The sequence below is a fragment of the Macrococcus equipercicus genome, assembly GCF_004359525.2.
GTDB lineage: Bacteria > Bacillota > Bacilli > Staphylococcales > Staphylococcaceae > Macrococcus > Macrococcus equipercicus.
In genome coordinates this window covers 48,386-71,767 of sequence record NZ_SCWC02000001.1, presented here as the reverse complement: position 1 = coordinate 71,767, position 23,382 = coordinate 48,386, and the positions used below count along the sequence as shown (strand labels likewise).

Sequence of the window (23,382 nt, the reverse complement as noted above, 5' to 3'; positions counted from 1 at the left end):
GATTTTTTTAAAAACTTGATAATCCCGTGAATTCCTGCACGCGGTACAGCAGTGTTTTCAAGAATGATGCGTCTTTTTTCACTTCGTAGTGATCCGTGACATGACTGTACTCATTCGTCCATTTGGCATCGAAGTCAGCCGCTAATTCCCGGAAGACCGGAAGAGTCGATTTCCCGGTGATAATGGCATCGGTCTCCATGTTGTAGTCACCGATATTGCGGCGCGTCAAGTTGGCACTGCCGACAAAGAGCGTCGCCTGCTGCTTACGGTCATCAGTGATCAGCACATATTTCGCATGGAACTGCTCGCCGTGGGAAACAGCCCATTTGATTTGAATCCTATCGTCACTTTTTGCGACCAGTTCGTGTGCCACTGGTTTATTCGGCACACCCGGCTTCTCTTTGCCGAACGCTTCTTTGTTCACATCGAGAATCAGTTTAATCTTAACGCCCCGGTCTGCCGCATCAAGCAGCGCACGAATGATATCGCGGTCTGCAAGATAGAACATCCCCATCTTCAGTTCATCTTTGTCGTTGGTCCGATTGATCGCCTGAAGAAGCGTCTCTTTAATCCTGCCTTCAGTGACAAGCGTCGTCCCGTAGTCCATCATGTTGTTATAAGCATGATGATTGATTGGAAATTCCTCATGGTCGAGTTTACCACCGCTCATGTTGATCGCTGCCACTTCACTCCGAATTACGTCCTCCTGCAGCTGACCGCTCACTTTCACGGCGATATTCTGATGGTGGCCGCTCGGGTCATGGGGATTACTGCTGGCAATAATCGCTGCTTTTTCTGATACAATCGTCTTCCGGTGATTCGCCTTGAAGTTCAGCATACGGGCGTATCCCCTTACAGTAACATCCGGGGCATTTTTTGAGAAGATGTTAGGCAGTGAACCGTTCTCACTGTTCCCCAGCCAGCGGACAGTCGAACGCCATAAGCCGGAATAAAGCGGATTGGAATCGCGCAGTTTCGTCAAGTCCGTCTCGTAGACTAATATGCCGTTGTCACGCAGTCTTTTATAGTTATCCGGCGTATAGCTGCCGTAAAACGAATTGATCGGGTCGGTCAGCACATAAATCGGCATGTCCGGATGCTGCCTTTTCTTCGCGATCAGGTGATTCGTAAGCTCACTTGACAGCTTCGGAAACTGGATGCTGCCATCATAAGCATCATTGAACAAAAACATATCCATGATGATAAAGTCATCCGCCTCATCAATCAGCCGGTATATTGCCGGAAAAATAGTCTGCTCATAATGCATCCCGCCCTGCTCATAGCTGTTGTCGAGCAGCAGCTTGACATCATTTGTCCTGCTCGGTTCGTAGCGCTTCGAAATACCGGCAGGCAGCGGCTTAAAGACATTCCATATGGACACGAGCAGTACGATGAAAAATAGTATACCACTGACCCATTTAATATTGATCCTCGTCTTCTTTGGTTGTATTTTCTTAGAGCTCATCTGTTTGACGGCTGTTTTTTTCACCGGCTGTTTTTTAGGTGCTGTCTTGTTGACCGTGCTTTTTTTTACAGGTTGTTTTTTTCGCGCTTTTGTTGTCGTCCGGGCCACTGTCATCCCTCCATTTCTTTAATTATAACAAATTGATTTGACAACTTCTCATGATGGTGATAAATTTATAGGCAATTCAATATACGCAATTTTCACAATAAAAAGAAAAGTAGTAAAACGTTCTTTTGCAGCGAGCTTGTGGCCGGTGAAAACAAGCACTGAACTTTTATGAAGATGGTCTTTTTGTGATGTCAGTGTGAGTCATCGATAAGCACTGCACGTATCCGTCGTTACCGGTCAGAGGTGACTTTCAGTCATGAATTAAGGTGGTACCACGAAACTTTCGTCCTTGTTAAGAGGAGAAAGTTTTTTTATTTTATAAAGAAAAGAGGAACATCCATGTCAACGATTCCATTCAAAGCAGATCATGTCGGCAGCCTGCTCCGTCCGACAGAATTATTGCAGGCAAGAGAAGATTTCAAAAAGCAGCTGATTTCAAGAGACGAACTGGCTCGTCTTGAGAACAGGCTGATTCAGGATATCGTAAAGAAACAAGTGGACACGGGCTTAAACAGCATTACAGACGGAGAGTTCCGCCGCGCATGGTGGCACTTCGACTTTCTCGAAGGACTGAACGGTGTGACCGGCTATATTCCTGATGAAGGACTGCAGTTCAGCGGCGTGCAGACGAAAGCATATGATGTCAAAGTGACAGAACAAGTAACAGCGAACTTGAACCACACCCACTTTGAACATGCTGATTTTCTGCTGCAGGCAGTCGGCAGGCAAGGGACAGCGAAAGTCACGATTCCAAGTCCTAACCAGCTGTTCCATCCGAATATTTTAAATCATGATATTTATCCTGACATCAATGATTACCAGCGCGATGTCTCTAAAGCTTATAATGCCAGCTTGACTGCACTCTATGACCTCGGCATCCGCTATGTGCAGCTCGATGATGTTTACTGGGCAGGACTGGCAGCGACTGAGCATAGAATTAAACGCAGACTGCGCTCTCAGGCAGAGAAGCAGGCAGCAATCAAGCTCGCAGTGAAGACCGTGAACGATGCGATTGCCGGACTGCCCGATGACCTGCATATCACGACCCACATATGCCGCGGCAACTTCCGTTCAAGCTGGGCGATGAAAGGCGGCTACGGTCCGATTGCAGAAGATTTGTTCAAAGAAAATCTTACCGGTTTCTTCCTGGAATATGATGACGAGCGGTCAGGCGATTTTGAGCCGCTTCAGCACTTCAAGCGTGATGACTCCAAAGTTGTGCTCGGCCTGTTCACATCAAAGCACGGTGCGCTCGAAAATAAAGAGACAATCATCGAACGCGTCGAAGAAGCAAGCCGGTATGTACCGAAAGAGCAGCTGGCACTCAGCCCGCAATGCGGCTTCAGTTCAACCGAAGAAGGCAACCTTCTGACAGAAGACGACCAATGGCGCAAACTGAAATACGTCGTCGATATTGCCGAGGAAATACTGTAGGTGACTTCGAATAAATAAACCTGACAGCAGTCAGGTTTATTTTCGTTATAAGGACGGTGCACTGCCGCCGTCGATATTGACGGCAGTGCCTGTAACGTAGCTTGCAGCGTCTGATACTAAAAATGAGATCACGTTCGCCGCTTCTCTTGTATCGCCGATGCGCCCGAGCGGAATGTTGAACTTCGGATCACGCGCATAGTCTTCCCATGACTGCTCCGGCGCCTCTGCCTGCCAGCGTCTTTCGATCTGACCGCTGCGGATAAGACCGATGCAGACGGCATTGACGCGGATGTTGTAAGGGGCAAGGTCTTTACTTAATGTGTTCGTCAGAGCGAGGCCTGCTGCTCTTGACACAGAAGTCGGAGACGTATTAGCGGGCGGTGTCTTGCCTGCCACTGCTGTTAAATTCAAGATGGCCCCGCCCTGCTTTTTAAGTTCCGGGAGTGCTGCATGAATCATATGGATCCAGCCGAACAGTTTCAAGTTCAAGTCGTTCTGCCAGTCATCAAGCGACACATTCTCAAAGTTTTCAGCGAAGGCAGAGCCTGCGTTGTTGATCAGTATATCAAGATGACCGTACTTTTCAGCGGCAAACGCGATGACTTTCTTCGCATCTGCTTCGTTCGTAACGTCTGCTGTGACGTAATCGACTGTCCTGCCTGTTCTGTCTTTTATATACTGCACGGCGTCTTGTAAGCTTTCCTCGTTACGGGCAGTGAGTATAACGACTGCGCCCTCTTCCGTCAGGACGGCTGCTGTTTCTCTGCCGATCCCTTTACTTGAACCTGTAATGACTGCTACTTTGCCTGCTAACTTTAAATCCATCTCAATCACTCCTTTTACTTTATTATAAAGAAGCAGCGCACAAATTTTAAACTAAAAGGAATCGTCGAATGTATATCCAGAAATATATGAACCACTGCATAAAGATTTAGCGCCATCAAAAAATCCGCAGACGAAGGTCTGCGGAGTTATTCATGATATGTTCTTCTGAACCCGTAAAATGGTCTGAACCGGTTCTCGTAATAGCTTTTGGAGCTGCTTGTCGCCAGGAGTTCCATACGGGTCGTCGGATATAAGCTGTGAATGTGATCAAGCAGCATTCTGCCGTACCCTTTTCCCCGCTGATCATGCCGGATGATTAATTCACATATATATAAAGACACATGACCGTCTGTCAGCGCACGGATGCAGCCGATGACGTCTCCTGCCTCTTCGATGACATATGCTTCACTGCCAAGCCAGCTGTTCAATGTCTGCTCATGACGCACGACTAAATTATCCCAGCCTTCGTCACGGTTCAGCTGCTGGATAGTCTCAATATCAGCAGCTTTAAACTTGCGGATCATTCTACTCACCGAATGATGGCAGATTCAGCTGCCAGCTGATACCGAAGCGGTCTTCTACCCAGGCGAACTTTCGTGCGATCGGCTCTAACGGTGCGAGTTCCATCAAAACTTTGCCGTTAGTCGACAGCCGGGCATACAAATAGTCGATTTCTTCTTCACTGTCGCAGTTAATAGCAAAAGACATGGCAGGAGTGAACGGAATCGCTGTACTATCCGCATTATCAATCGCCATGAACTGCTGGTTATTCAATGTAAATATACTGTGATTCACGGTTCCCGGTGCACCCGGACCTTCTTCGCCGTATTTATTGATCGAGATGATCTGACTGTTTCTAAATATCGTCGTGTAAAAATCGACCGCTTCTTCCGCCCGGCCGTTAAACATTAGAAAAGGCACTACTTTTTGCATTCTCATTGTTTAGTCCTCCTTCAGTGTAATGAAATGTCAGGGAAAATGCGACAGAAACGCACAGTCACTCAGACCGGCGTTTCTTAAAGTGCATAACGTCTGATCACTGCTTCATGCTTAGGATAGAGCGGCAGCAGCTCTTCAGCTTTAAAGAGCTCGAAGTCATCGAATGTAAAGCCGGGTGCCACCATACAGCCGACAAAGCTCCAGGCTGCATCTTCTACCGTTGATGCAAAGATCGTGCGGGCAGGCACTAGAAACTGCGGCACTTCGCCTTGTTCAAGGTTCATACCCAGCTTGACCACCTCGTAGCGGCCGTCCGGATGGATCATGTGGATTGTAATCGCATCGCCGCCGTGATAGTACCACAGTTCATCAGAAGTGAGCCGGTGAAAGTGTGAGATGTTGCCTGACTCGATCAAGAAATAAATACTGGTGAACAGCTGTTTATCTCCAGTGGTTTCGGCTGAAGCATAGGACTGATGAAAGTATCCGCCCTCAGGATGAGGCTGCAAGTTGAGCCGGTTAATAATCTCTTCTTTTGTAGTCATAAAGACCTCCTAAAGTACTGATATATAAAGATGAATGAAACACGTTATGCTCCATTCATCAGTAAGCAGACTATTTAATCAATAAGTTTAACTACTCAGGCAGTGCGACGTTATGGTGCACAGTCTGGACATCTTCTAAGTCTTCAATCGCATCTACCAGCTTCTCAAACACTTCAAGATCCGCTTCAGACAGCTCTAATTCATTTTGAGCGACCATTGACAGTTCAGCGACCGTGAACTCTTCAATCCCTGCATTTTTAAGTGCCGTCTGCACCGCTGCAAACTGGTCGGGTTCTGCATAGACGATTGTCTGCCCGTCTTCTTCCAGCACGTCACGGACATCGATATCTTCTTCCATGAGCAGTTCGAGTGTTTCGTCGGCAGACTTACCTTCAAAGCCGAAGATCGCCGTGTTGTCGAACATATAGGCAACAGAGCCTGATACACCCATGTTGCCGCCGTTTTTACCGAACGCTGCACGGACATCACTTGCTGTCCGGTTGACGTTGTTGGTCAGCGCATCAACAATCAGCATAGAACCGCCCGGACCGAAGCCTTCGTAACGCAGTTCATCGAAGTTCTCCTCTGCGCCGCCTTTTGCTTTTTCAATCGCACGGTCAATGATGTGCTTCGGCACTGAGTATGTTTTTGCGCGCTCTAAAGTGAATTTCAAGTTCTGGTTGGATTCCGGATCCGGTTCGCCAGATTTAGCAGCCACATAGATTTCACGCCCGAATTTCGCATAAATCCGGCTTGTATTTTTATCTTTTGCAGCTTTTTTCTCTTTAATATTGTTCCATTTACGACCCATAATGTCATCCTTCTTTCAACTAATATAGCTCTATTATACACCAAATATACAACAAAAAAAGAGACGGTGTCACCGTCTCTGTTAATCCTTCAATATACTTGCAAGTCTCAATACATCCATGATGATGTTGAGCAGGTTGATAAATAAGTTGAAGCCCATTTCCCGTGCCGAGAAGTTACCCCGCTTCATTCTGTTGAAGTCATAAATCGTATACAGCAGGAAGATCGCAAGACCTGCAATCGTCAGCACTAGCTGGAACATCGGAATGTGAATGAACAGTCCCGCGAAACTTGCCAGTACGAGGACAATCAGCGCCGGGAAGAGCAGTCTGCCGAGATTCGTCGCATCACCGACAACAAAGTAGCCGAGAAATCCGAATGCAAAGAATGAACCGACTGCAAGCCCGATGTTCTGATAAAACGACATGGCGCCTAAGTCAGCGATATAGTACGTAAATGCCGTATAGCTGACGACACCGAGCAGAAATGCCAGTACATTCGACAGCAGGGAATCAAATTTTCTAGAAGCTTTGACAAACAATGAAATCATAATAATCGCAAAGATCAACATGGTAATTGGAAATCTCAAAGCATCCGGTACAAACTGTCCGACAAATGTTCCTGCTAAAAAGACCACCCAGTAATAGACGAAGTAAAGCCAGGCTTGTTTAACGCTGCTTGAGCGTGAATTTGAATAGGTTGATTGATAGTTCATAGCATAACCTCTTTAAAGTGAATTCATCCGGTAGGATTAATTCATATTTTACATGGTCAGCCAGACAATTACAAACTTTCAAATTAGACGAACATGCTGAGCAGCAGAATGAAAATCAGACCTGTGACAGAGATGATTGTTTCAAGCAGTGTCCATGTCAATAATGTCTCTTTAACAGATAGACCGAAGTACTCCTTGAACATCCAGAAGCCGGCGTCATTGACGTGAGAGGCAATAACACTGCCGGCGCCGGTCGCAAGAACGACCAGTGCCACATTGACATCACTTGCCGCCAGCAGCGGAATGATAATACCGGTCGTAGAAATCGCTGCGACAGTGGCAGAACCAAGTGCAATCCGCAGTACAGCAGCGACCAGCCACGCTAAAATAATCGGAGAGAAGTCTGAATGTGTGAACAGTGTCTCAACATGCTTACCGACACCGCCGTCAATCAGCACTTGCTTAAAGGCGCCGCCCGCTCCGATAATGAGCAGCATCATGCCGATCGGATAGATGGCGTCAGTGACTGACTGCATGACATCTTTCATCGGACGTTTACGTCCAAGACCCATCGTAAATATGGCAAAGATAATAGACAGCAGCATAGCAGTCGATGCATCCCCTAATAAGTAGAGCGCTTTAATGCCATTGCCCGGTGTTATATTTTGTGCGCCGACAATCAGTTTAACGATTGTCGCCATAAGCATTAAGATGACAGGAAACAATGCGGTCAGTGTACTGATACCGAATCCCGGTGTGTCTTCAAGCTTGAAGTGGACATTCTTTCCTAATGACGAAATATCCCCTTCTTTCGTGAAAGCAGTTGGTGCGATTTTCTTCGCGAGCTTATTGAACACGGGACCTGCGATAATCGCGACCGGAACACCGACGATGAAACCATACAGCAGCACTTCCCCTAGATTCGCACCGTATTCCTTGGCGATGAGCACAGGCCCTGGATGCGGCGGCAGGAAACCGTGAGTGACAGAAAGAGCAGCCGCCATCGGAATACCGAGATGAAGCGCCGGTAGTTTTGTTTCTTTCGCGATTGTATAGACAATCGGAATCAGTAAGACAAGACCGACTTCGAAGAATAAGGCGATACCGATAATGAACGACGCAATGACAACTGCCCACTGGATATTTTTCAGGCCGAAGCGGTTAATCAGCGTGTTGGCGATACGGGTTGCACCGCCGCCGTCAGCCAGCAGCTTACCGAGCATGGCACCAAGACCGAAGATCAGTGCGATATGACCGAGCGTCCCGCCCATCCCCGTTTCAACTGTGACCACGACTTTATCAAGCGGCATCCCGAGTAATAAAGCAGTGGTGAAAGCTGTGATGATAAGAGCGATAAAGGTGTTGAGTTTGAACCCCATAATTAATACAAGCAGCAAAATAATTGCGATAGCTACTGTGATCAGCGGCCACTGTTCTACAAAAAAGTTCATTTAATAGTCCTCCTGTTTTCAGTTCTCTTCGAGCAGCTGTTCATGACGGCGCTGGAAGGCGGCGATTGCCGCGTAGTTCTCTTCCAGGCTCTGCGTCAAGTTAATATAGAGCGGAAGTATTTCCCGGTAAATCTTTACGTTGTCAAATGCCGGCGTATGTTCGAACGAAGCACCGACCATGTCGCTGATATGAGAGAAATCCTTTTTCATGCCCAGTGCGACCTGGCCAAGTGCCATCGCACCGAGACATGAGCTCTCATGGCTTTCCGGCACGATCAAGTCGTGCTCGAAAATATCCGCCATCATTTGACGCCACAGTTCACTTTTAGCAAATCCACCGGTCGCCTTCAATGACTTGACCGGCTCATCCATCAAAACATTCAGCGCGATGAACACGGAATACAAGTTAAAGATGACACCTTCCAGTGCTGCACGGATCATGTGTTCTTTCTTATGGGACAATGTCAGCCCGAAAAATGAACCTCTGACGTCAGCGTTCCAGTGCGGCGCCCGTTCTCCTGCCAGGTATGGATGAAAGAGCAGACCGTTACTGCCCGCAGGTACGCGTTCAGCAATCTTCATGAGGACATCGTAGCTCTCAACGCCGAGGCGTTTTGCGGTCTCTGTTTCGCTCGCTGCAAACTCATCGCGGATCCATCTGAGGACGATGCCGCCGTTATTCACCGGCCCGCCGATAACCCACTGGTCTTTCGTCAGAGCATAGCAGAACAATCTGCCCTGCTTATCCGTCTTCGGCCGGTCAATGACTGTGCGGATCGCACCGCTTGTACCGATAGTGACCGCAACTTCACCCGGTTTGAAGGCATCGACACCAAGGTTGCTGAGGACACCGTCAGAAGCACCGATAACAAACGGTGTTCCGGCATCGATGCCCATCACATCCGCAAATCGTCTGTCCATATCTTCATAATACGTTGTCGTATCCACAGGTTCAGATAACTGTGAGTCATCGATGTCCAGCAGCTGCAGCACGTCCTTGTCGTAGTCAAGCTCATGAATATTGAACAGCCCGGTCGCTGAAGCGATGGAATAATCAATGACGTAGCGGTTGAACAGCTTGTAGAAGACGAACTCCTTAATGCCGATGAACTTCTTCGCCCGCTGGAACAGTTCAGGCTTCTCTTCTTTCAGCCACATGATTTTAGAGAGCGGGCTCATCGGATGAACGGGCGTCCCGGTCCGGTGGTATATATCAAGCCCGTTATATTCTTTATTGATCTTCTTCGCATACTGATAGCTTCTATTATCCGCCCACGTGATGCTGCGTGTAATGGGTTCATTATCATCATCCATGACAATCAGACTGTGCATCGCACTTGAGAAACTGACAAAAGCAATCTCGTTTTTAGCGGCACCTGCTTCCCTGACAACATGCTTGATCGTCATTAACACCGCATCAAATATTTCATTCGGATCCTGCTCAGCCGTATCAGCAGTCGGTGTATGCAGCGGGTATTCTACGTGATGGACGGCTTTAATCGTCCCCTCGTCATCGTAAATGACAGCTTTCGTACTTGTCGTACCGATATCGGCACCGATCATAAACTTCATGTTACTCACCCTTCCTCTGTTTACTGGAATGCCATAAGGCGTCAATGTGACTGTCGACATCATCAAAGTTCAGATGCATCGCCTGCTTGAATAATGCTCTGTCCTTCGTGACAATCGCCTGGATATATAACAGATGATTATCAATCACCCGGGCAAAATCATGCGCGTCCTCAGTCATCCGCTTCCTCATCGAAATCAGGATGAGCGTCTCCATGATCGGCTTTAAGTTCTGCCATAAATAAAGGACCTGCTGATGATTGACGAAGCGGATGACGGTCTGATGGAACAATATGTCCTGCAGACTGAACTCATCAGCATCCTTGAACTTAACGGCCACTTCCATCATCGCGATAATTTTGTTCAGCTGATTCAACAGTTCAGCTGACTCGAGCTTCATCAGCTTTTCAAAAACGAACCCTTCAATCAGCAGTCTAATATCATAGATCTCTTCAATATCTTTCGAAGACAGCCCGATGACTGTCACGCCCATCCGTTCGCTGCTGATTAAGTTATCAGAGGCGAGCATCTTAATAGCATCTCGTATCGGCGACCGGCTCGTTCCATACATTTGTGCCAGCTGGTTTTCAGTCAACTTATCACCCGGCTTGTAGCTGCCGTCGATGATTTTCAGCCGGAGGTCAGCTGCAATTCTCTCTCCAGATGATGCTTTATCGAGCCATTGTTCAGGAAACATGTCATCCCTCCCGCATACTTGTATACAAGTATAGTAATGTAAAAACGCTTTCTTGTAAACGGTTTCTTTTTTTCTTCTTGCTAGAGCTGATAAAAATCTCCATAAAAAAACAGGCAGACTATTATAAGAGTCTGCCCATTAATTATCATTATATGAAAATATTCAGCACCCAGAACATCAATGCTGCAATCACGGCTGAAATCGGCAGTGTGATTACCCATGTAATGATCATACGCTGTGCCGTCGTCCATTTCACACCTTTAACACGATGAGATGAGCCGACACCTAAAATAGATGATGAAACTACGTGTGTTGTTGACACCGGCAGATGAACATGCGTCGCACCGAAAATAATCAGCGCTGAACTTAAGTCAGCTGCCACGCCGTTCGCCGGACGTATTTTCATAATATTGCCGCCGACTGTCTTAATGATTTTCCAGCCGCCGATCGCTGTACCGAGACCCATTGCCGTCGCACATGAAATCTGTACCCAGTGCTGGATGTCATCGCCGGTCTGCAGTCCTGCTGTAATCAATGCCATCGTGATAATACCCATTGCTTTTTGAGCATCGTTAGTCCCGTGTGAGAACGCCTGCAGTGCTGCAGTGAAGATCTGCACGAAACGGAAGTTGCGGTTCGTTTTTGTTAAGTTGTTGTTCTTGAATATAACCTTAAAAATTGAATACATAATATAGCCGATAACAAATGCAAGAATCGGTGATACAAGTAAGGCAATGATGATCTTGATGAAGCCGGAATAATGCAGTACATTGAATCCTGCTGAGGCTATAGCTGCCCCTGCCACTGCACCGATAAGCGCGTGTGAAGAAGAGCTTGGTATGCCGTAATACCATGTGACTAAGTTCCAGACGATTGCTGCAAGCAGTGCTGCCAGAATCACGACTGGCCCGTTATTAAGTGTAAACGGATCGACGATGTCTTTAGTGATTGTTTTCGCGACACCTGTGAACATTAGTGCACCGAGGAAGTTCATCACCGCTGCCATTAAGATTGCATGGCGGGGCTTCAGTGCTTTTGTTGAGACAGCAGTCGCAATGGCATTCGCCGTATCGTGGAAACCATTGATGAAGTCAAAGACTAACGCACAAACAACGATTGCCATCGTAATGATTAATATAGGTTCCATCCTAAAAACTCCTTAGCTGTTCTTCATAATGATTGATTCAAGATTATGCGCCACAGTCTGACATTTGTTTGCGATATCTTCAAGTGACTGATAAATGTCTTTTATCTTCATAATCACTACAGGGTCGGATTCAACAGACAGGATATGTTTGATAGATTGACGGAGAATGCCGTCACAGTTTGTCTCATGCTCTTTAATATTGATAGAATGCACGCGGATATGTGAGAATTTCTTCTGCGCTACTAATCCTACTGCAATTTTGATTTCTTCTGCGCAAGCTTGAATATTTTTAACGAATTCAGCAGTGAATTCATCTGTATAATCGATAGAATACATTTCGAACATGGCAGCTGTCTCTTCCATACCGTCGAGTACATCATCGATCGCATTAGCCAGTGCTAAAATATCTTCACGTTCAATTGGTGTGATAAATGTCTGGTTCAAATCAGAGATAATCTGATGCATTAAGTTATCACCATTTTTCTCGAATGCTTTAATGCCGTCTGCATATTTCTTCAGATCAAAAGCACTGTGGAAATTCATTTCTCCGAATGCTAATGATGCACGCTGCAGATTTTCAGCCATCGCTTCAAGTTGAATTGCAAATTTATCTTTTTTTCTGTTAAACATTAAATAATGCCTCCTATGGTTTAGCCACCTATTCTTGTATCAGGTCAACGATAATATTTTATATGAAATCGGACGGGAACGATAGCCTCTTTGTAAACAAAAAGTAAATTTCGTATAGAAAATATACTAATATTGAATAAATTTTGTACTTTGTAAATTATATATTTATTTTATGTTACAGTTTTGTAAATTGATTTATTGTAATTATACTGTTCTGTCTAAAAGAGCTGTTCTACTTATTAGCAATAATAAAGAAAGTGAGCGCAGTTACAGCCCGGCGCTCACTTTCTTTAGCTATTAATCTTTTGTATAGGACTTGACTACACCGCGTGTTTTCTCCTCATTAAATGCCTGAATACGCATCTCGACATCGAACACATGCATGGTCACCTGATGAAACGGGGACTGGCAGAACTGATAAAACCATTTCGGCATGGACGGGACGTAGTCATTAATGCCGACGATGACTTCATTCGTATCAATCAGCCGTCTGAACTCCAGCCGTCCCTTGTTATCACAGCTTTGTTTGACAAGTGTCCCGGCAGAAATCTCAAATAACTGCCGGTCGTTATTCGTTACATCGGTCAGCTGGGTCAGTATGATTAGGTCATTAGAGCACGCCTGCAGATGATAAGCCCCGTTCTGATGTTCAACATTCGATATTTTAGGAACGATATCGTTATAGTAATTAAAGTAGTGCGTGACGAAGCGTTCAAGCGTCCATGACTGCGGCAGTTTATATCTGACCAGCACTCTGACATCGTCTTGTTTTGAAGTCTGATCCTGTGCCATTATCCCTTTACGCCGGATTTTGCTCGTCGTCACTTTGACAGGTGTTTTATAATGTCTCAATATTTTCAGCGTCTCTTCATCTTCTGTAGCGCCAGCGATATAGATGATTTCCTTGATCTGGTTCTTCTCTGCAGCCCGGGCATAGTTGTCAGCAGCGATAGCGTTTAAATCGCTGAATTTCGCTTCAGTCGTCTTACTCGACCGTTTAGTCGGATCAAGAAAGTAAACAGCGAAATCTATGCCTTCCATCGCCCGCTCCACATCTTCCAGATTAAATATATCGCCTTGTGTCCATAATGACTCTTCCGGATACTTGGACATCGCCGTCACAGCCATCTCTCCGCTCAGCACTTTATATAAATGGCTGCCAATATAACCAGTGATGCCTGATAACAATACTTTTGGTCGCATATAAACTGCCTCCGTCTCATTCAGCATAGTTTTATTTTATCATACCAGCCATACATCGCTATATACCTGCGCCTGTTCCTTTAGTTCCTGCATCATACGGGACTTGGTTCGTATAGCGTCCTAAAAACATCAGCAGTTGCTGATAAGTCAGCTGGGACTCCTTGAGCTGCATATGGAATTGGTATTGATGCGGCAGTCGATGTGTCCTATCAAAAAAAGCTGTCTTGTAAGGCACCTGGTTTTTCTTCAGCACAGCCACAAGTTCCTTACCTTGTGAGTCGAACGGATCGGCATCTCCGACCGTCAAAAACGTCGGCGGATATTTTGCTGTCACTTGTTTAACTGTAGACATTTGATCAAGCGGCAGAAAGTTCTTTTCCCAGTCCGCTTCCCCGGTATAGCTTTCCATAAACAAATTAATCCGAGGGAATTTTGTTGCTCGGACACTATTCATGTCGTAAAATCCGCCGAATAAAATGACTGCTTTCAGCTGGCTTTGTGAAAAGCTCTGGCTGACAGCCATCTCTTTTCGCAGCAGTGGATTTGTCTGAATGGCTGCAAACTGGCTCGCCAGCTGAGCCCCCGCTGAATCACCGCCGATCACAATCTGCGTTTTGTCAAGCGGCAGTCTGAGTGTATTGCGCATCATATAGCCCGCCGCTGCTATCTGCTGCTTAATCGGCGTCGGATACTGATATTCTGGTGCCAGCGCATAGTTCATATTCGCAATGATGAACCCTTTTTCTGCGAGCTGTGCCAAGTATGGGTTTTTATGCTTTTTATCTCCCGCAATAAACCCGCCGCCGTGCGTCCATAAGATGAGCGGCAGTTTGTCCCCTTTTTTCACTTTCTTCGGCATCAGTATATCAAGCTGGCTGTCATGGATTTTGCTGTAGGTGATATTGCGGTACATTGTAATGTTGTCATTCTTGAAGACCGGCCCGGTAATCTGCGCAGAATCCCGTGGAATCTGATCGGCGATCAATCCGATGACAAACAGCCAGAGTATACTCCCGCCCATCCACAATAATTTTTTCATCGCTGTAACTCCTTTGTAGTTGAAGGTTATGCTATATGTTTCTTACCCCGGCTTTTTCTGACAAAGTATTTGACGAGAATACCGACGCATAACAGCAGCCCGATATACCCCATTGCCGGATACAGTTTGCCGACGAGGTCGACAAAGCCGATGAAGCTCAGGAAATAGCCGATAACCATCGCACCGACGAGCAGCAGCACATATTTTTTTGAATACGGCTCTGTAAAGCGCGCGACAAATGAATACATCAGGCCGACGATTGTATTATAGATGACGGTCAGCATAATAATACTGAGTGCCAAACTCAGCGCCGGATGTATCATGCGGCCGAGCACAAGTGAGGGAATCGGAGAATCTTTCACTTGATCGAGCTCAGTCAAAAGACCGGAATTCACCATCATCAAGAGAATCAGCAGCACAATACCGCCGATTGTCCCGCCGCGCCCTGCAATCACTTTCCGGCTTGAATCACCGCCGATTGCTGTCAGCATGCTGAAAGCTGTGGAGAACGCAAGGCCGCCGTACAGAATACCATCCCACCACCAGCTTTTAGACGGCTGCTTCGAGACATCGATATGCCTGTTCACTTCATTGAACGCCAAGTCGCCGTTAAAGAAGAAGTAGACCGCAATCGTTGTGACGACAGCAATAAGAAAGGGCGTCACTAAACCGAGCGCTCCGACGATTTTATTGAAATCCATCATCAATGTAGCAATGACTGCCAGCAGCATGATCAATGAGCCGAGCCATATCGGAACGCCGAAGCTTTCATTGAAAGCACTCCCTGCCCCGGCCAGCATAATAATAGAAATAGCGTATAGGAAGAATACGAGTACATAATCGATGACTTTTCCAAATTTTTCACCAAATAGGTAGTTGATCGCACTTTCGTGACTGTCTGCCTCTAACCCCCGGCCGATCTTAGTAATCTCACGCCCGAAAAAAGCGAGCATCAGCCCTGCAATCAAAATGGCAGCATAACTGTATGTACCGTAATTCGTGAAAAACTTCAAAACTTCCTGTCCTGTCGAAAAACCTGCACCAACAACGACCCCGACATAAGCAGAGCCGATTTTAATGGCTTCTTTATTCTTTGACACTTTATCTCCTCCTTCTATTTTTGAAACATACGTGTCCCATTTAAACAGATAACCGGCTTAATAGCAAATAATCCTCCTTTCATATCGTGTGCAATTTTAAGCGACTTTAGTTAAATACCCTATATTTATAGGCCTGAAAACCTATTTATCTGTATAATAAAAATGTAACCACTAATTGGAGGGATGACTAAATGGAATTGAACAAACAAGTAGTCCATATGTTTGTCAGAGAACTGCATGTCAGAGATTTTGAACAGACATCAGCGGATATGACGAAAATGCACCGTATTGATATCGAGCAGCACCCGAATGACCCGCACGTCTTTGAATTCACACTGAACTTTATGTTTGCGCATTTCGGCACTCAAGTGGACGGGGTAATCGAAGCGACCATACTTGCCAGCAGCGCTGATGAGGATGTTGACGTTCTGGCGGAACTGCAGAGTGACGAGAAGATGTACGCTGTACCGCTATTTTCCAAGGCTTCCGCACTCATTGTCAAAATGACTGAAGACAGAGGTATGTTCCCGGTCATTCTTCCGGTTGAAGTATGGCTTGAAGATTAAGAATAAAACAAACGCCTGAAGGCATGTCTTCAGGCGTTTTTCATGTGATTGAAGTGATTAATGTCGACTACTACTGAGTCGAGCTTCTTCGCTGTCTGCTTTAATATAGTTCTCGCAACTTTGTTGTTCGGGTCCTGCTTCAAGATCTCTTTTGCAACAGTGAATGCTTCTTTGTCAGAAACGACCGGGTCAGGCACAGCATATAGGAACAACAGCTGCAGCAGGCTTTTAATTTCTTTATATCCGGTCATCACAACAGAGCGTTTTGCATGATAGTATGCTGCGTTGAATGCACCGTTGACATCACTTAAAGGATAGACGAGGAGCAGGAAAGCAAGGTCATGGAGTTCGACTGTCTCCTCCGCTTTAATCATCTCGGCGATAAATGTATAGAACATAATGGATTCGCTGTCATAAGCTGCGCTGATAAATGCTTCTTCAAATGCCATAAAGTCCGTTTCAGACATCATCTGGTACACCGCTGCGAAATTTCCATCTAAAATCAAATATTCAATTTCGTCTTTCATGATGTCCTCCTTTAAGATTATAGCTTTTTTATTTTACCATATGGCATGGTAATTTCCTATGAGTAACCTACAACCTATTTTGTAAATTAATTATATTTATTAATAAGTAATATTAAAGATTACGTAAAAAACCACTGTTCTCACACTCAATATTTTATACTCAGACTGCAGAGGAGGTCTGACGATGCTGGAGAGAATACTGCGCTTAATTATGACTGTCATCATATTCTTGATCATCCCGTCAAAACTGCCCGTGCCGCTGCTGCAGTTCGGCATGTTTACTGATGCCCAGTACTGCGACTGCGCACCGGAATATATACCGAGCTATCAATCACATCGGTATTTCCTCGCTACTCCGGCAAAGATGACTGAAGCAGTCAGGACATTTAACAGCAGGCCTCTCGCTTTCACCATCCAGCTCGGCGATACCATCGACCGCGACTATCAGTCGTTCAGCAAGATGATACCCCTTTATCAGCAGCTGAAATCACCCCGCTATGATGTACTCGGTAATCATGATTTCCCGGGTCATAACAACGCAGCAATGAGCGCGCTCCATATGGAACATAACTACTATACATTCGTTAAGCAGAACATCCGCTTCATCGTTCTCGATACTAATGAAATCAGCACATATGCACATCCAAAAACATCGACGTCCTATGCCCTGGCACAGCACTATCTGACACAGGCGAAAAATTCCGCCAGACCGTATGCGCTTGAATCGAACGGGGCGGTCAGCAGCCGGCAGTTAGCCTGGCTTAACACGGTGCTGAAGACGGCGAAAACAGCCAGGCAGCCGGTCATCCTATTCAGTCATCATGCAGTCTATCCGCTTTATAAAGATAATGTGCTGAACCGCGAGAAGATTCTGGAGCTGATCGATAAATATGATAATGTGCAGGTGTATTTCAACGGACATACGCATAACGGAAAATATCACGTCAGAAAAGGCGTCCACTACGTCAACTTAAAAGGGATGGTTGAAACGCCTGACCAGAACGCCTACAGCATCATTAAGCTTTACGACAATCATATGCAGATCGACGGTTACGGACGGGAAGTGACAAGAACACTGCAGTTCAGGAAAATCTATTGATGGTATAACTGCCGTCAAAGCAATAGCCGTCTATTTCAAATAAGTGATTTTACGCCATATATATTCAAGCGGACCTTGCTTGAATTTCTTCAAATAACAGACCGCAAATATAATATTGAACAAATAAATCAGGACAGCAATCGTATATGTCTCCAGCAGATTCAGTGTGCCGAACAGCTGGAACCCATAGACAATGATGAACATGAGTATGCTCTGCATAATATAAGTCGTAAAGCTGAGCCTGCCGACTTTGCTGAGAGGCGCCGTCCATGTTCTGAACGTCGCGTGCTCACTCAGCAGCACAAGTGCAATGACATAGGCGGCGGCTAAAATAATACCGCCGCTGTATACGCCGACTTGATCCAGACTGAAGCGTCCGTAATAGATGAGCGGCAGACTTTTAATCGCAAGGCCGCTGACAAAGAACACTGCTGCAAGCAGTACAGCATATTTGCGGTATCGAATGAGACGCTCGAACAGCCTCACCCGCTTGGCAAACATTCCAAGCAGTATGAGCGGCAGCAATGACGTCGCTCTGAAGAGAAATGAATCAGCATCCGTGACAAAGAAGTAAGTGAGAAAGTTATCGCCTGTCAGCTGAATGATTTTAACTAGATCATGACTATTAAGTACAGCCATCATGTGACGTGCGGCCTGCGTGTTGCTGCCCATGTAGTCAAGCTCGGGCCGCTGCAGCGCCAGTGTCAGTGTCGGTACCCAGTACAATGCAGCATACAGCAGCCAGAGAAAAAGTGCCGCGATTAAACTGAAGGCACGATCGATAAATAAAAACAGTACGCCGACTAGTGTCACAATCGCATACGACTGCAGAATGTCCCCTGAGAAAATCAGCATACCGTGAATGACACCGAAAATAATCATCGCACTGAGCCTTCTATAAGCAATCGGCGCAAAGCTGCTGCCTCTTGCGGCGGCGCTCTCATGCATCATTGCAAGCCCGTAGCCGAACAGAAAGGCAAAGATCGGATAGAAGGAGTTCTGCACGAACAATACTTCTATGCTGTACAGCACCCGGTCCCAGCCATGGCGGAATATCAAATAAGGATTCATATGAAACGTATCATGCGTGAAGCCGACAATATTCATTATAATAATGCCGAACAGGCTGAATCCACGGAGTACGTCCAGACTATAGATGCGTTCTTTCGTCATCTTATGTCCGGAACTTTGTGATGACTGCTGTTCATATTAAAGGCCCTCTCCTCTCATATCAAAATATAGATGGTAGTGATTGCTGCATCGTGGATTGAACGGCGCCGCACAGTGCGGGCACTGTACTGCTGCCATATAGTCATTGATTGTCAGCTCCATTTTGCAGCTGCCGCACAGTATCGCCTGTTTATCCCAGTCATCTTTCGGCCATGGAATAATAGAATGTGCCTCGTTTTCTTGATGACATTTGTAGCACGGATAATATTTGCTGCAGCAGTTAAACTTGATGGCGATGACATCTTCCGGCTGATGATAATGAATGCACCGCGTCTCATTATCGACTGTGCTGCCGAACACTTTAGTCATGATAAGCAATCCCTTCAATATCAAGCAGCTGTCGTTTAATATCAAGTCCACCGGAAAAGCCGGTCAACTTACCATTCCTGCCGATAATACGATGGCACGGTATAGCGACCATGACCGGGTTTCTGCCGATAGCGCCCCCTACTGCTCGTACCGCCTTGCTGTTATTAAGACGCGCTGCGATGTCGCCGTAAGTCAGTGTCCGGCCGTAGGGCACGGTCAGCAGCTGTTCCCAGACAAGCTGCTGAAACGGCGTCCCTTTTAAATCAAACGGCCAGTCAAAAGCGGTTAAGCTGCCGTTAAAATAATTCGTCAGGTCATCCATGTATTTCCTGTTATGTGCATCAGCAGGAGAACCCAGCAACACATCTTCATTAAAGTGGCGCCCGAGCCACGTCATGACGACTGCCCGCTCATTATTGCCGAAATAACATACCCCTTTCTTTGATGCTGCCAAATAGTAGACAGTAGCACCGTGCTGCCATTCGCTTAAATAAATCATACGTTCACCCCTTAAAATTGATCGGCTGCCTTAAATGCCGGTCGCTCCATATCTATGTGCGGAATCATGTCTTCAAAATAAATATCAGACATGGCTTTAAAACCGTATGACGCATAGAAATCATGAAGATGCGCCTGCCCCTGAAGATGCAGCGGCGTATGGGAATGATGCGTTTCAATATAGTTCATGACTTTCTCCATCAATACACGGCCGGCTCCGCTGCCACGCTGTGCCGGCGCCACAATCACTCTGCCGATATGCACAGGTTCATCGATAATGAGACGGGCATAGCTCAGGACGTCATCGTTTTCCCAGTCAAAAATATGAATGGACTGTAGATCCTTGTCGTCAATCTCCGGATAGGCGCACTGCTGTTCCACAACAAATGTATTGACGCGCAGCTTATAAATCTTAAACAGTTCTAATGTCGTCAGTCGGTCGAATTCTTTAAACTTCCACATAGTCGTCACCTCAGCGAGTTTTCTTTATTCTACTATATTCCAAGTTCACTTACCTTAAATTTAAAGCATAATTTCTCGTCAGACGGGTAAACAGATAATAACTAGTTTAACGAGGAGAATGATCATGGCTAAAATACTAGTAGTAGCAACTAATGTCGAAAACTATGAGACGACTGACCGTGCAACCGGTGTCTGGCTCGGCGAAGTGACACATTTTGTCGAAGAGATGGCAGCCGCAGGTCATGAAATTGATTACGTCAGCCCGAAAGGCGGCTACGTGCCGATTGACCCGGCAAGCTTGAAAGCGGCAAACGATACTGACTGGAAATGGTATGGCAATGATATCTTCAAACAGCGTGCACTTGCTGCTACAATGAAGCCGTCAGCAGTCAATCCATTAGAATATGCGGCAATTTATTACGCCGGAGGCCACGGCGCCATGTGGGACTTCAAGGATAATACCGAGCTGCAGGAAATTGCAGAGACTATCTATGCTAACGGCGGCTTTGTTACTGGTGTATGTCACGGCGTCGTCGGTCTAGTCAATGTAGTCGACCGGCAGACAGGTGTCCCGGTGCTGCACGGGAAGAAAGTCACCGGTTTCAGCACGATGGAAGAACGCCTGAACGGCACTAAGAAACAGATGCCTTATTTGACGCAGGATGCGATGACTGCAGCCGGCGGGAAATATAAAGCGAAGCGTCCCCTGAAATCGTATGTGCGGATTGACGGCCGCGTTATCACCGGGCAGAATCCACCGTCCGCACAGAAAGTCGGTAAAAAGTTAGCTGCTGCTCTTGAGGCAAAATAAAAAATCAGGTTAGACCTATATAGGTCTAACCTGATCTGACTGTTTATTAGAATCGGTAGTAGCCAGTGACTGTACCATCAACATATGATACTGCACGTTCGCCAACGCCTTCAGCAGGATTAAGTGCATCGACCATGATACCGCCGCCGATGTAGACACCAACGTGTGATCCGTCGTTAAAGAAGACTAAGTCGCCTGGTTGCGGGTTAGATACCGGTGTACCTGCTGCCATTTGAGCGTATGTTGTACGTGGAATTGATTTACCCATCGCTGCCAGTACTTGCTGTGCAAATGATGAACAGTCTACTGCAGTAGAAGTGTTAGCACCGTAAACGTAGATACGAGTTGCAGCCATGCTGTTTGCTACTGATGCTACATTGTTATTGACTGCAGCAGATGTTGTTGTAGAAACTGCTTTTTGATAAGTAGTATTTTGGTTGAAGTTTCTTACAGTTGTCTGTGTAGTGTCAGCATTCGCTTCAGTAGTGACTGAGTTAGCTCTGAAGTTGTTATTTGAACCATAGTTATAGTTGTATACAGTGCTTCCATCTGCATTAGCAGTATAAGTGTAGTTATATTTGTAGTCATTTGAATAGTTATAGTTGTAAGAAGTTGAAGTAGTATTGTTCATATGTGCTTGTGCTTCCGGAGTTCCTTTTCCGTATGCAGCTGCATCCGCATGATGATTACCTGCTACTGTTAAACCTGCTAATGTAGATAAAGCAATAATAGTTTTTTTCATTTTGTAATTCCTCCGTTATATATGGTTAATTCATTAAAAGTTACGAGTTATTTAGGACAGATAGAATCATACCATATAACAATTAATAAAAGGGCCTTGTTATAGTATTGTTACGACACTGAAAATTATTAAGCCAGATTGTAATAATATACATTTTACACTTTCCTCTTCTCAAAGCCGTCATAGCAACGTTCATTTTCCTATTTATTCCTTTTAATTTACAAATTAAGGAATAAATATTACAGTGCATCTTTTTCTCTGTCATATTACTTAACACTGTATTAAAAAAATTCCTGCCGCATCTGCGGCAGGAATTCATTAATATAGCAGCTAATAATATCTGTAGAAACCAGTGATTGTGCCGTTGATATAATAAATCGAACGCTCTTTAACACCTTCTACTGGATTTAGTGCATCGACCATCTGGCCGTTGCCGATATAGACACCAACATGAGTCCCGCGATTGAAGAAGACGAGATCTCCTGCTTGAGGATTGTAGACACGTCTGCCTGCTTTTATTTGAGCATGAGTTGTTCTTGGCACGCGTTTGCCGACAGCACTCATAACTTGCTGAGCAAAGGCTGAGCAGTCCACTGCATAATTGTTGTTCGCACCATATTTGTAAATACGTTTTGCAGCGATGCTTCTTGCGACTGATGCCACAGAGTTACCGGATGCTTTCTTGTATGTCACTGTCTGTCGTACAGCATCTGCCTCATGTACTGGTGCAGCAATCCCGGTCGTCAATAAAGCAGCAGTCGTTACAGCGAGCAATGTCTTCTTCAAGCTGGTAGTCCCCCTTAGTTGATTAGTAGTATTAGCTTCTCTTTATAAGTTAAATTAATCATAGCACGACAAATTCTTGAAACGCTTATTGTCATTTATTTGTTACATAAGTGATATACAACATGTTCCATTGTTACAATATGAAGAAACGATTGACAGTGATGACAAGTGATATAGGAGGCATAAGATGAAATTTAATTATGAACAGGATTTCAAGAAGATTGACTTTCGCAAGCATCCCGAGCTGTACCAAGTCGGGCGTGGTGAGCAGGGTGTGCTGCTCGTCGAACCGTATAAAGGCGAAATACTTCCCCACTGGCGCTTTAAGACGCCGGACATCGCGAAGAAATCAAGCGCAGAAATTTATCAGTTATACGAGGCTTATAAAGAGGCAGACGATTTTGTCGGCATGGATATGGCGAGAAAATTCATCCAGATGGGTTACACACGTGCCATGCGTTATGCGCATCATAAGTCTGGCCGGAAATATGATGATGACCGTAAAGTCATGCCGAATGAAGATGATGATATTAAACGGCAGTCGGCACTGATCTTTAAAGAATACTGGGATAAAATCCGGGCCGACGCAGATTATCAGCGGATGAAAAAAGAGCATAAAGACCGCTATGAACAGTAAACGGTCATAAAAAACCACCTTGGCGTTTCTCCAAGGTG

The 23,382-nt window shown here is 45.7% G+C and carries 27 protein-coding genes and 1 other annotated feature; of the genes, 5 read left to right on the top strand and 22 right to left on the bottom strand.

Annotated elements, in window-relative coordinates; all coding sequences use genetic code 11:
- Nucleotides 1-7 precede the first annotated feature (7 nt).
- On the bottom strand, nucleotides 8-1,573 hold the full coding sequence (locus ERX35_RS00360) for a phospholipase D family protein (RefSeq protein WP_246143093.1): 1,566 nt from the start codon (nucleotides 1,571-1,573) through the stop codon (nucleotides 8-10).
- Nucleotides 1,574-1,661: 88 nt separating this feature from the next.
- Nucleotides 1,662-1,867 (top strand) — a binding site (T-box leader).
- A 45-nt stretch (nucleotides 1,868-1,912) separates the two neighbouring features.
- Between ERX35_RS00360 and ERX35_RS00355 the strand changes: the two genes are divergently transcribed.
- Entirely contained in the window at nucleotides 1,913-3,007 is a 1,095-nt protein-coding gene (locus ERX35_RS00355) for a 5-methyltetrahydropteroyltriglutamate--homocysteine S-methyltransferase (RefSeq protein ID WP_149457919.1), read from the top strand.
- Nucleotides 3,008-3,052: 45 nt separating this feature from the next.
- On the opposite strand, the gene ERX35_RS00350 is transcribed toward ERX35_RS00355, so the two are convergent.
- The 14 genes from ERX35_RS00350 to ERX35_RS00285 all read right to left on the bottom strand — a co-directional run bounded on the left by ERX35_RS00350 (nucleotide 3,053) and on the right by ERX35_RS00285 (nucleotide 15,677).
- The gene (locus ERX35_RS00350) at nucleotides 3,053-3,832 is read right to left on the bottom strand and encodes an SDR family NAD(P)-dependent oxidoreductase (protein WP_149457918.1); all 780 of its coding nucleotides are present in this window, start codon (nucleotides 3,830-3,832) and stop codon (nucleotides 3,053-3,055) included.
- 146 nt (nucleotides 3,833-3,978) lie between these two features.
- Complete coding sequence (locus ERX35_RS00345; protein ID WP_149458331.1) at nucleotides 3,979-4,356, bottom strand: GNAT family N-acetyltransferase; 378 nt, start codon at nucleotides 4,354-4,356, stop codon at nucleotides 3,979-3,981.
- 1 nt (nucleotide 4,357) lies between these two features.
- Complete coding sequence (locus tag ERX35_RS00340) at nucleotides 4,358-4,771, bottom strand: VOC family protein (RefSeq protein WP_149457917.1); 414 nt, start codon at nucleotides 4,769-4,771, stop codon at nucleotides 4,358-4,360.
- 77 nt (nucleotides 4,772-4,848) lie between these two features.
- Nucleotides 4,849-5,316 (bottom strand): cupin domain-containing protein, encoded by a 468-nt coding sequence (locus ERX35_RS00335; RefSeq protein WP_149457916.1) that lies wholly within the window; start codon nucleotides 5,314-5,316, stop codon nucleotides 4,849-4,851.
- 91 nt (nucleotides 5,317-5,407) lie between these two features.
- On the bottom strand, nucleotides 5,408-6,127 hold the full coding sequence (locus ERX35_RS00330; protein ID WP_149457915.1) for a YebC/PmpR family DNA-binding transcriptional regulator: 720 nt from the start codon (nucleotides 6,125-6,127) through the stop codon (nucleotides 5,408-5,410).
- An 81-nt stretch (nucleotides 6,128-6,208) separates the two neighbouring features.
- A complete protein-coding gene (locus ERX35_RS00325; protein WP_149457914.1) occupies nucleotides 6,209-6,841 on the bottom strand; it encodes a Bax inhibitor-1 family protein in 633 nt (210 codons plus the stop codon).
- An 83-nt stretch (nucleotides 6,842-6,924) separates the two neighbouring features.
- Complete coding sequence (locus tag ERX35_RS00320) at nucleotides 6,925-8,292, bottom strand: gluconate:H+ symporter (protein ID WP_149457913.1); 1,368 nt, start codon at nucleotides 8,290-8,292, stop codon at nucleotides 6,925-6,927.
- Between the two features lie 18 nt (nucleotides 8,293-8,310).
- Nucleotides 8,311-9,864 (bottom strand): gluconokinase, encoded by a 1,554-nt coding sequence (gntK, locus tag ERX35_RS00315; RefSeq protein WP_149457912.1) that lies wholly within the window; start codon nucleotides 9,862-9,864, stop codon nucleotides 8,311-8,313.
- A gap of 1 nt (nucleotide 9,865) precedes the next feature.
- Nucleotides 9,866-10,558 carry a GntR family transcriptional regulator gene (locus ERX35_RS00310; RefSeq protein ID WP_149457911.1) on the bottom strand — a complete coding sequence of 231 codons (693 nt, stop codon included), beginning with the start codon at nucleotides 10,556-10,558 and terminating at the stop codon, nucleotides 9,866-9,868.
- 148 nt (nucleotides 10,559-10,706) lie between these two features.
- Nucleotides 10,707-11,705: an inorganic phosphate transporter gene (locus ERX35_RS00305; RefSeq protein ID WP_149457910.1), complete on the bottom strand. Its 999-nt coding sequence runs from the start codon at nucleotides 11,703-11,705 to the stop codon at nucleotides 10,707-10,709.
- A 12-nt stretch (nucleotides 11,706-11,717) separates the two neighbouring features.
- Nucleotides 11,718-12,335, bottom strand: coding sequence for a DUF47 domain-containing protein (locus tag ERX35_RS00300; protein ID WP_149457909.1), 618 nt, complete (start codon nucleotides 12,333-12,335; stop codon nucleotides 11,718-11,720).
- 297 nt (nucleotides 12,336-12,632) lie between these two features.
- A complete protein-coding gene (locus ERX35_RS00295; protein WP_170234486.1) occupies nucleotides 12,633-13,538 on the bottom strand; it encodes an NAD-dependent epimerase/dehydratase family protein in 906 nt (301 codons plus the stop codon).
- 58 nt (nucleotides 13,539-13,596) lie between these two features.
- The gene (locus tag ERX35_RS00290) at nucleotides 13,597-14,577 is read right to left on the bottom strand and encodes an alpha/beta hydrolase (RefSeq protein ID WP_149457907.1); all 981 of its coding nucleotides are present in this window, start codon (nucleotides 14,575-14,577) and stop codon (nucleotides 13,597-13,599) included.
- Between the two features lie 26 nt (nucleotides 14,578-14,603).
- A complete protein-coding gene (locus ERX35_RS00285) occupies nucleotides 14,604-15,677 on the bottom strand; it encodes a YkvI family membrane protein (RefSeq protein ID WP_149457906.1) in 1,074 nt (357 codons plus the stop codon).
- A 191-nt stretch (nucleotides 15,678-15,868) separates the two neighbouring features.
- Here ERX35_RS00285 and ERX35_RS00280 point away from each other — a divergent pair, with 191 nt between their 5' ends.
- Nucleotides 15,869-16,243, top strand: a complete 375-nt coding sequence (locus ERX35_RS00280) for a hypothetical protein (protein ID WP_149457905.1) — start codon at nucleotides 15,869-15,871, stop codon at nucleotides 16,241-16,243.
- Nucleotides 16,244-16,272: 29 nt separating this feature from the next.
- Here the strand turns inward: ERX35_RS00280 and ERX35_RS00275 are convergent, their stop codons facing one another.
- Entirely contained in the window at nucleotides 16,273-16,770 is a 498-nt protein-coding gene (locus tag ERX35_RS00275; RefSeq protein WP_149457904.1) for a hypothetical protein, read from the bottom strand.
- A 184-nt stretch (nucleotides 16,771-16,954) separates the two neighbouring features.
- Between ERX35_RS00275 and ERX35_RS00270 the strand changes: the two genes are divergently transcribed.
- Entirely contained in the window at nucleotides 16,955-17,869 is a 915-nt protein-coding gene (locus ERX35_RS00270) for a metallophosphoesterase (RefSeq protein ID WP_149457903.1), read from the top strand.
- Between the two features lie 30 nt (nucleotides 17,870-17,899).
- Here the strand turns inward: ERX35_RS00270 and ERX35_RS00265 are convergent, their stop codons facing one another.
- The 4 genes from ERX35_RS00265 to ERX35_RS00250 are packed head-to-tail and all read right to left on the bottom strand — an operon-like array spanning nucleotide 17,900 to nucleotide 20,368.
- Nucleotides 17,900-19,042, bottom strand: a complete 1,143-nt coding sequence (locus ERX35_RS00265) for a DUF418 domain-containing protein (protein ID WP_149457902.1) — start codon at nucleotides 19,040-19,042, stop codon at nucleotides 17,900-17,902.
- 36 nt (nucleotides 19,043-19,078) lie between these two features.
- Nucleotides 19,079-19,408, bottom strand: coding sequence for a CHY zinc finger protein (locus tag ERX35_RS00260; RefSeq protein ID WP_211359956.1), 330 nt, complete (start codon nucleotides 19,406-19,408; stop codon nucleotides 19,079-19,081).
- Nucleotides 19,401-19,907 carry a methylated-DNA--[protein]-cysteine S-methyltransferase gene (locus ERX35_RS00255; protein ID WP_149457901.1) on the bottom strand — a complete coding sequence of 169 codons (507 nt, stop codon included), beginning with the start codon at nucleotides 19,905-19,907 and terminating at the stop codon, nucleotides 19,401-19,403. The genes ERX35_RS00260 and ERX35_RS00255 overlap by 8 nt, the downstream gene beginning before the upstream one ends.
- Before the next feature lie 11 nt (nucleotides 19,908-19,918).
- Nucleotides 19,919-20,368 (bottom strand): GNAT family N-acetyltransferase, encoded by a 450-nt coding sequence (locus ERX35_RS00250; protein ID WP_149457900.1) that lies wholly within the window; start codon nucleotides 20,366-20,368, stop codon nucleotides 19,919-19,921.
- A 118-nt stretch (nucleotides 20,369-20,486) separates the two neighbouring features.
- Between ERX35_RS00250 and ERX35_RS00245 the strand changes: the two genes are divergently transcribed.
- Complete coding sequence (locus ERX35_RS00245) at nucleotides 20,487-21,179, top strand: type 1 glutamine amidotransferase domain-containing protein (RefSeq protein WP_149457899.1); 693 nt, start codon at nucleotides 20,487-20,489, stop codon at nucleotides 21,177-21,179.
- Between the two features lie 46 nt (nucleotides 21,180-21,225).
- On the opposite strand, the gene ERX35_RS00240 is transcribed toward ERX35_RS00245, so the two are convergent.
- Nucleotides 21,226-21,921, bottom strand: coding sequence for a C40 family peptidase (locus ERX35_RS00240; RefSeq protein ID WP_149457898.1), 696 nt, complete (start codon nucleotides 21,919-21,921; stop codon nucleotides 21,226-21,228).
- Nucleotides 21,922-22,251: 330 nt separating this feature from the next.
- On the bottom strand, nucleotides 22,252-22,707 hold the full coding sequence (locus tag ERX35_RS00235; protein WP_149457897.1) for a C40 family peptidase: 456 nt from the start codon (nucleotides 22,705-22,707) through the stop codon (nucleotides 22,252-22,254).
- Nucleotides 22,708-22,894: 187 nt separating this feature from the next.
- Here ERX35_RS00235 and ERX35_RS00230 point away from each other — a divergent pair, with 187 nt between their 5' ends.
- Nucleotides 22,895-23,344: a DUF4385 domain-containing protein gene (locus ERX35_RS00230; RefSeq protein WP_149457896.1), complete on the top strand. Its 450-nt coding sequence runs from the start codon at nucleotides 22,895-22,897 to the stop codon at nucleotides 23,342-23,344.
- Nucleotides 23,345-23,382 lie beyond the last annotated feature (38 nt).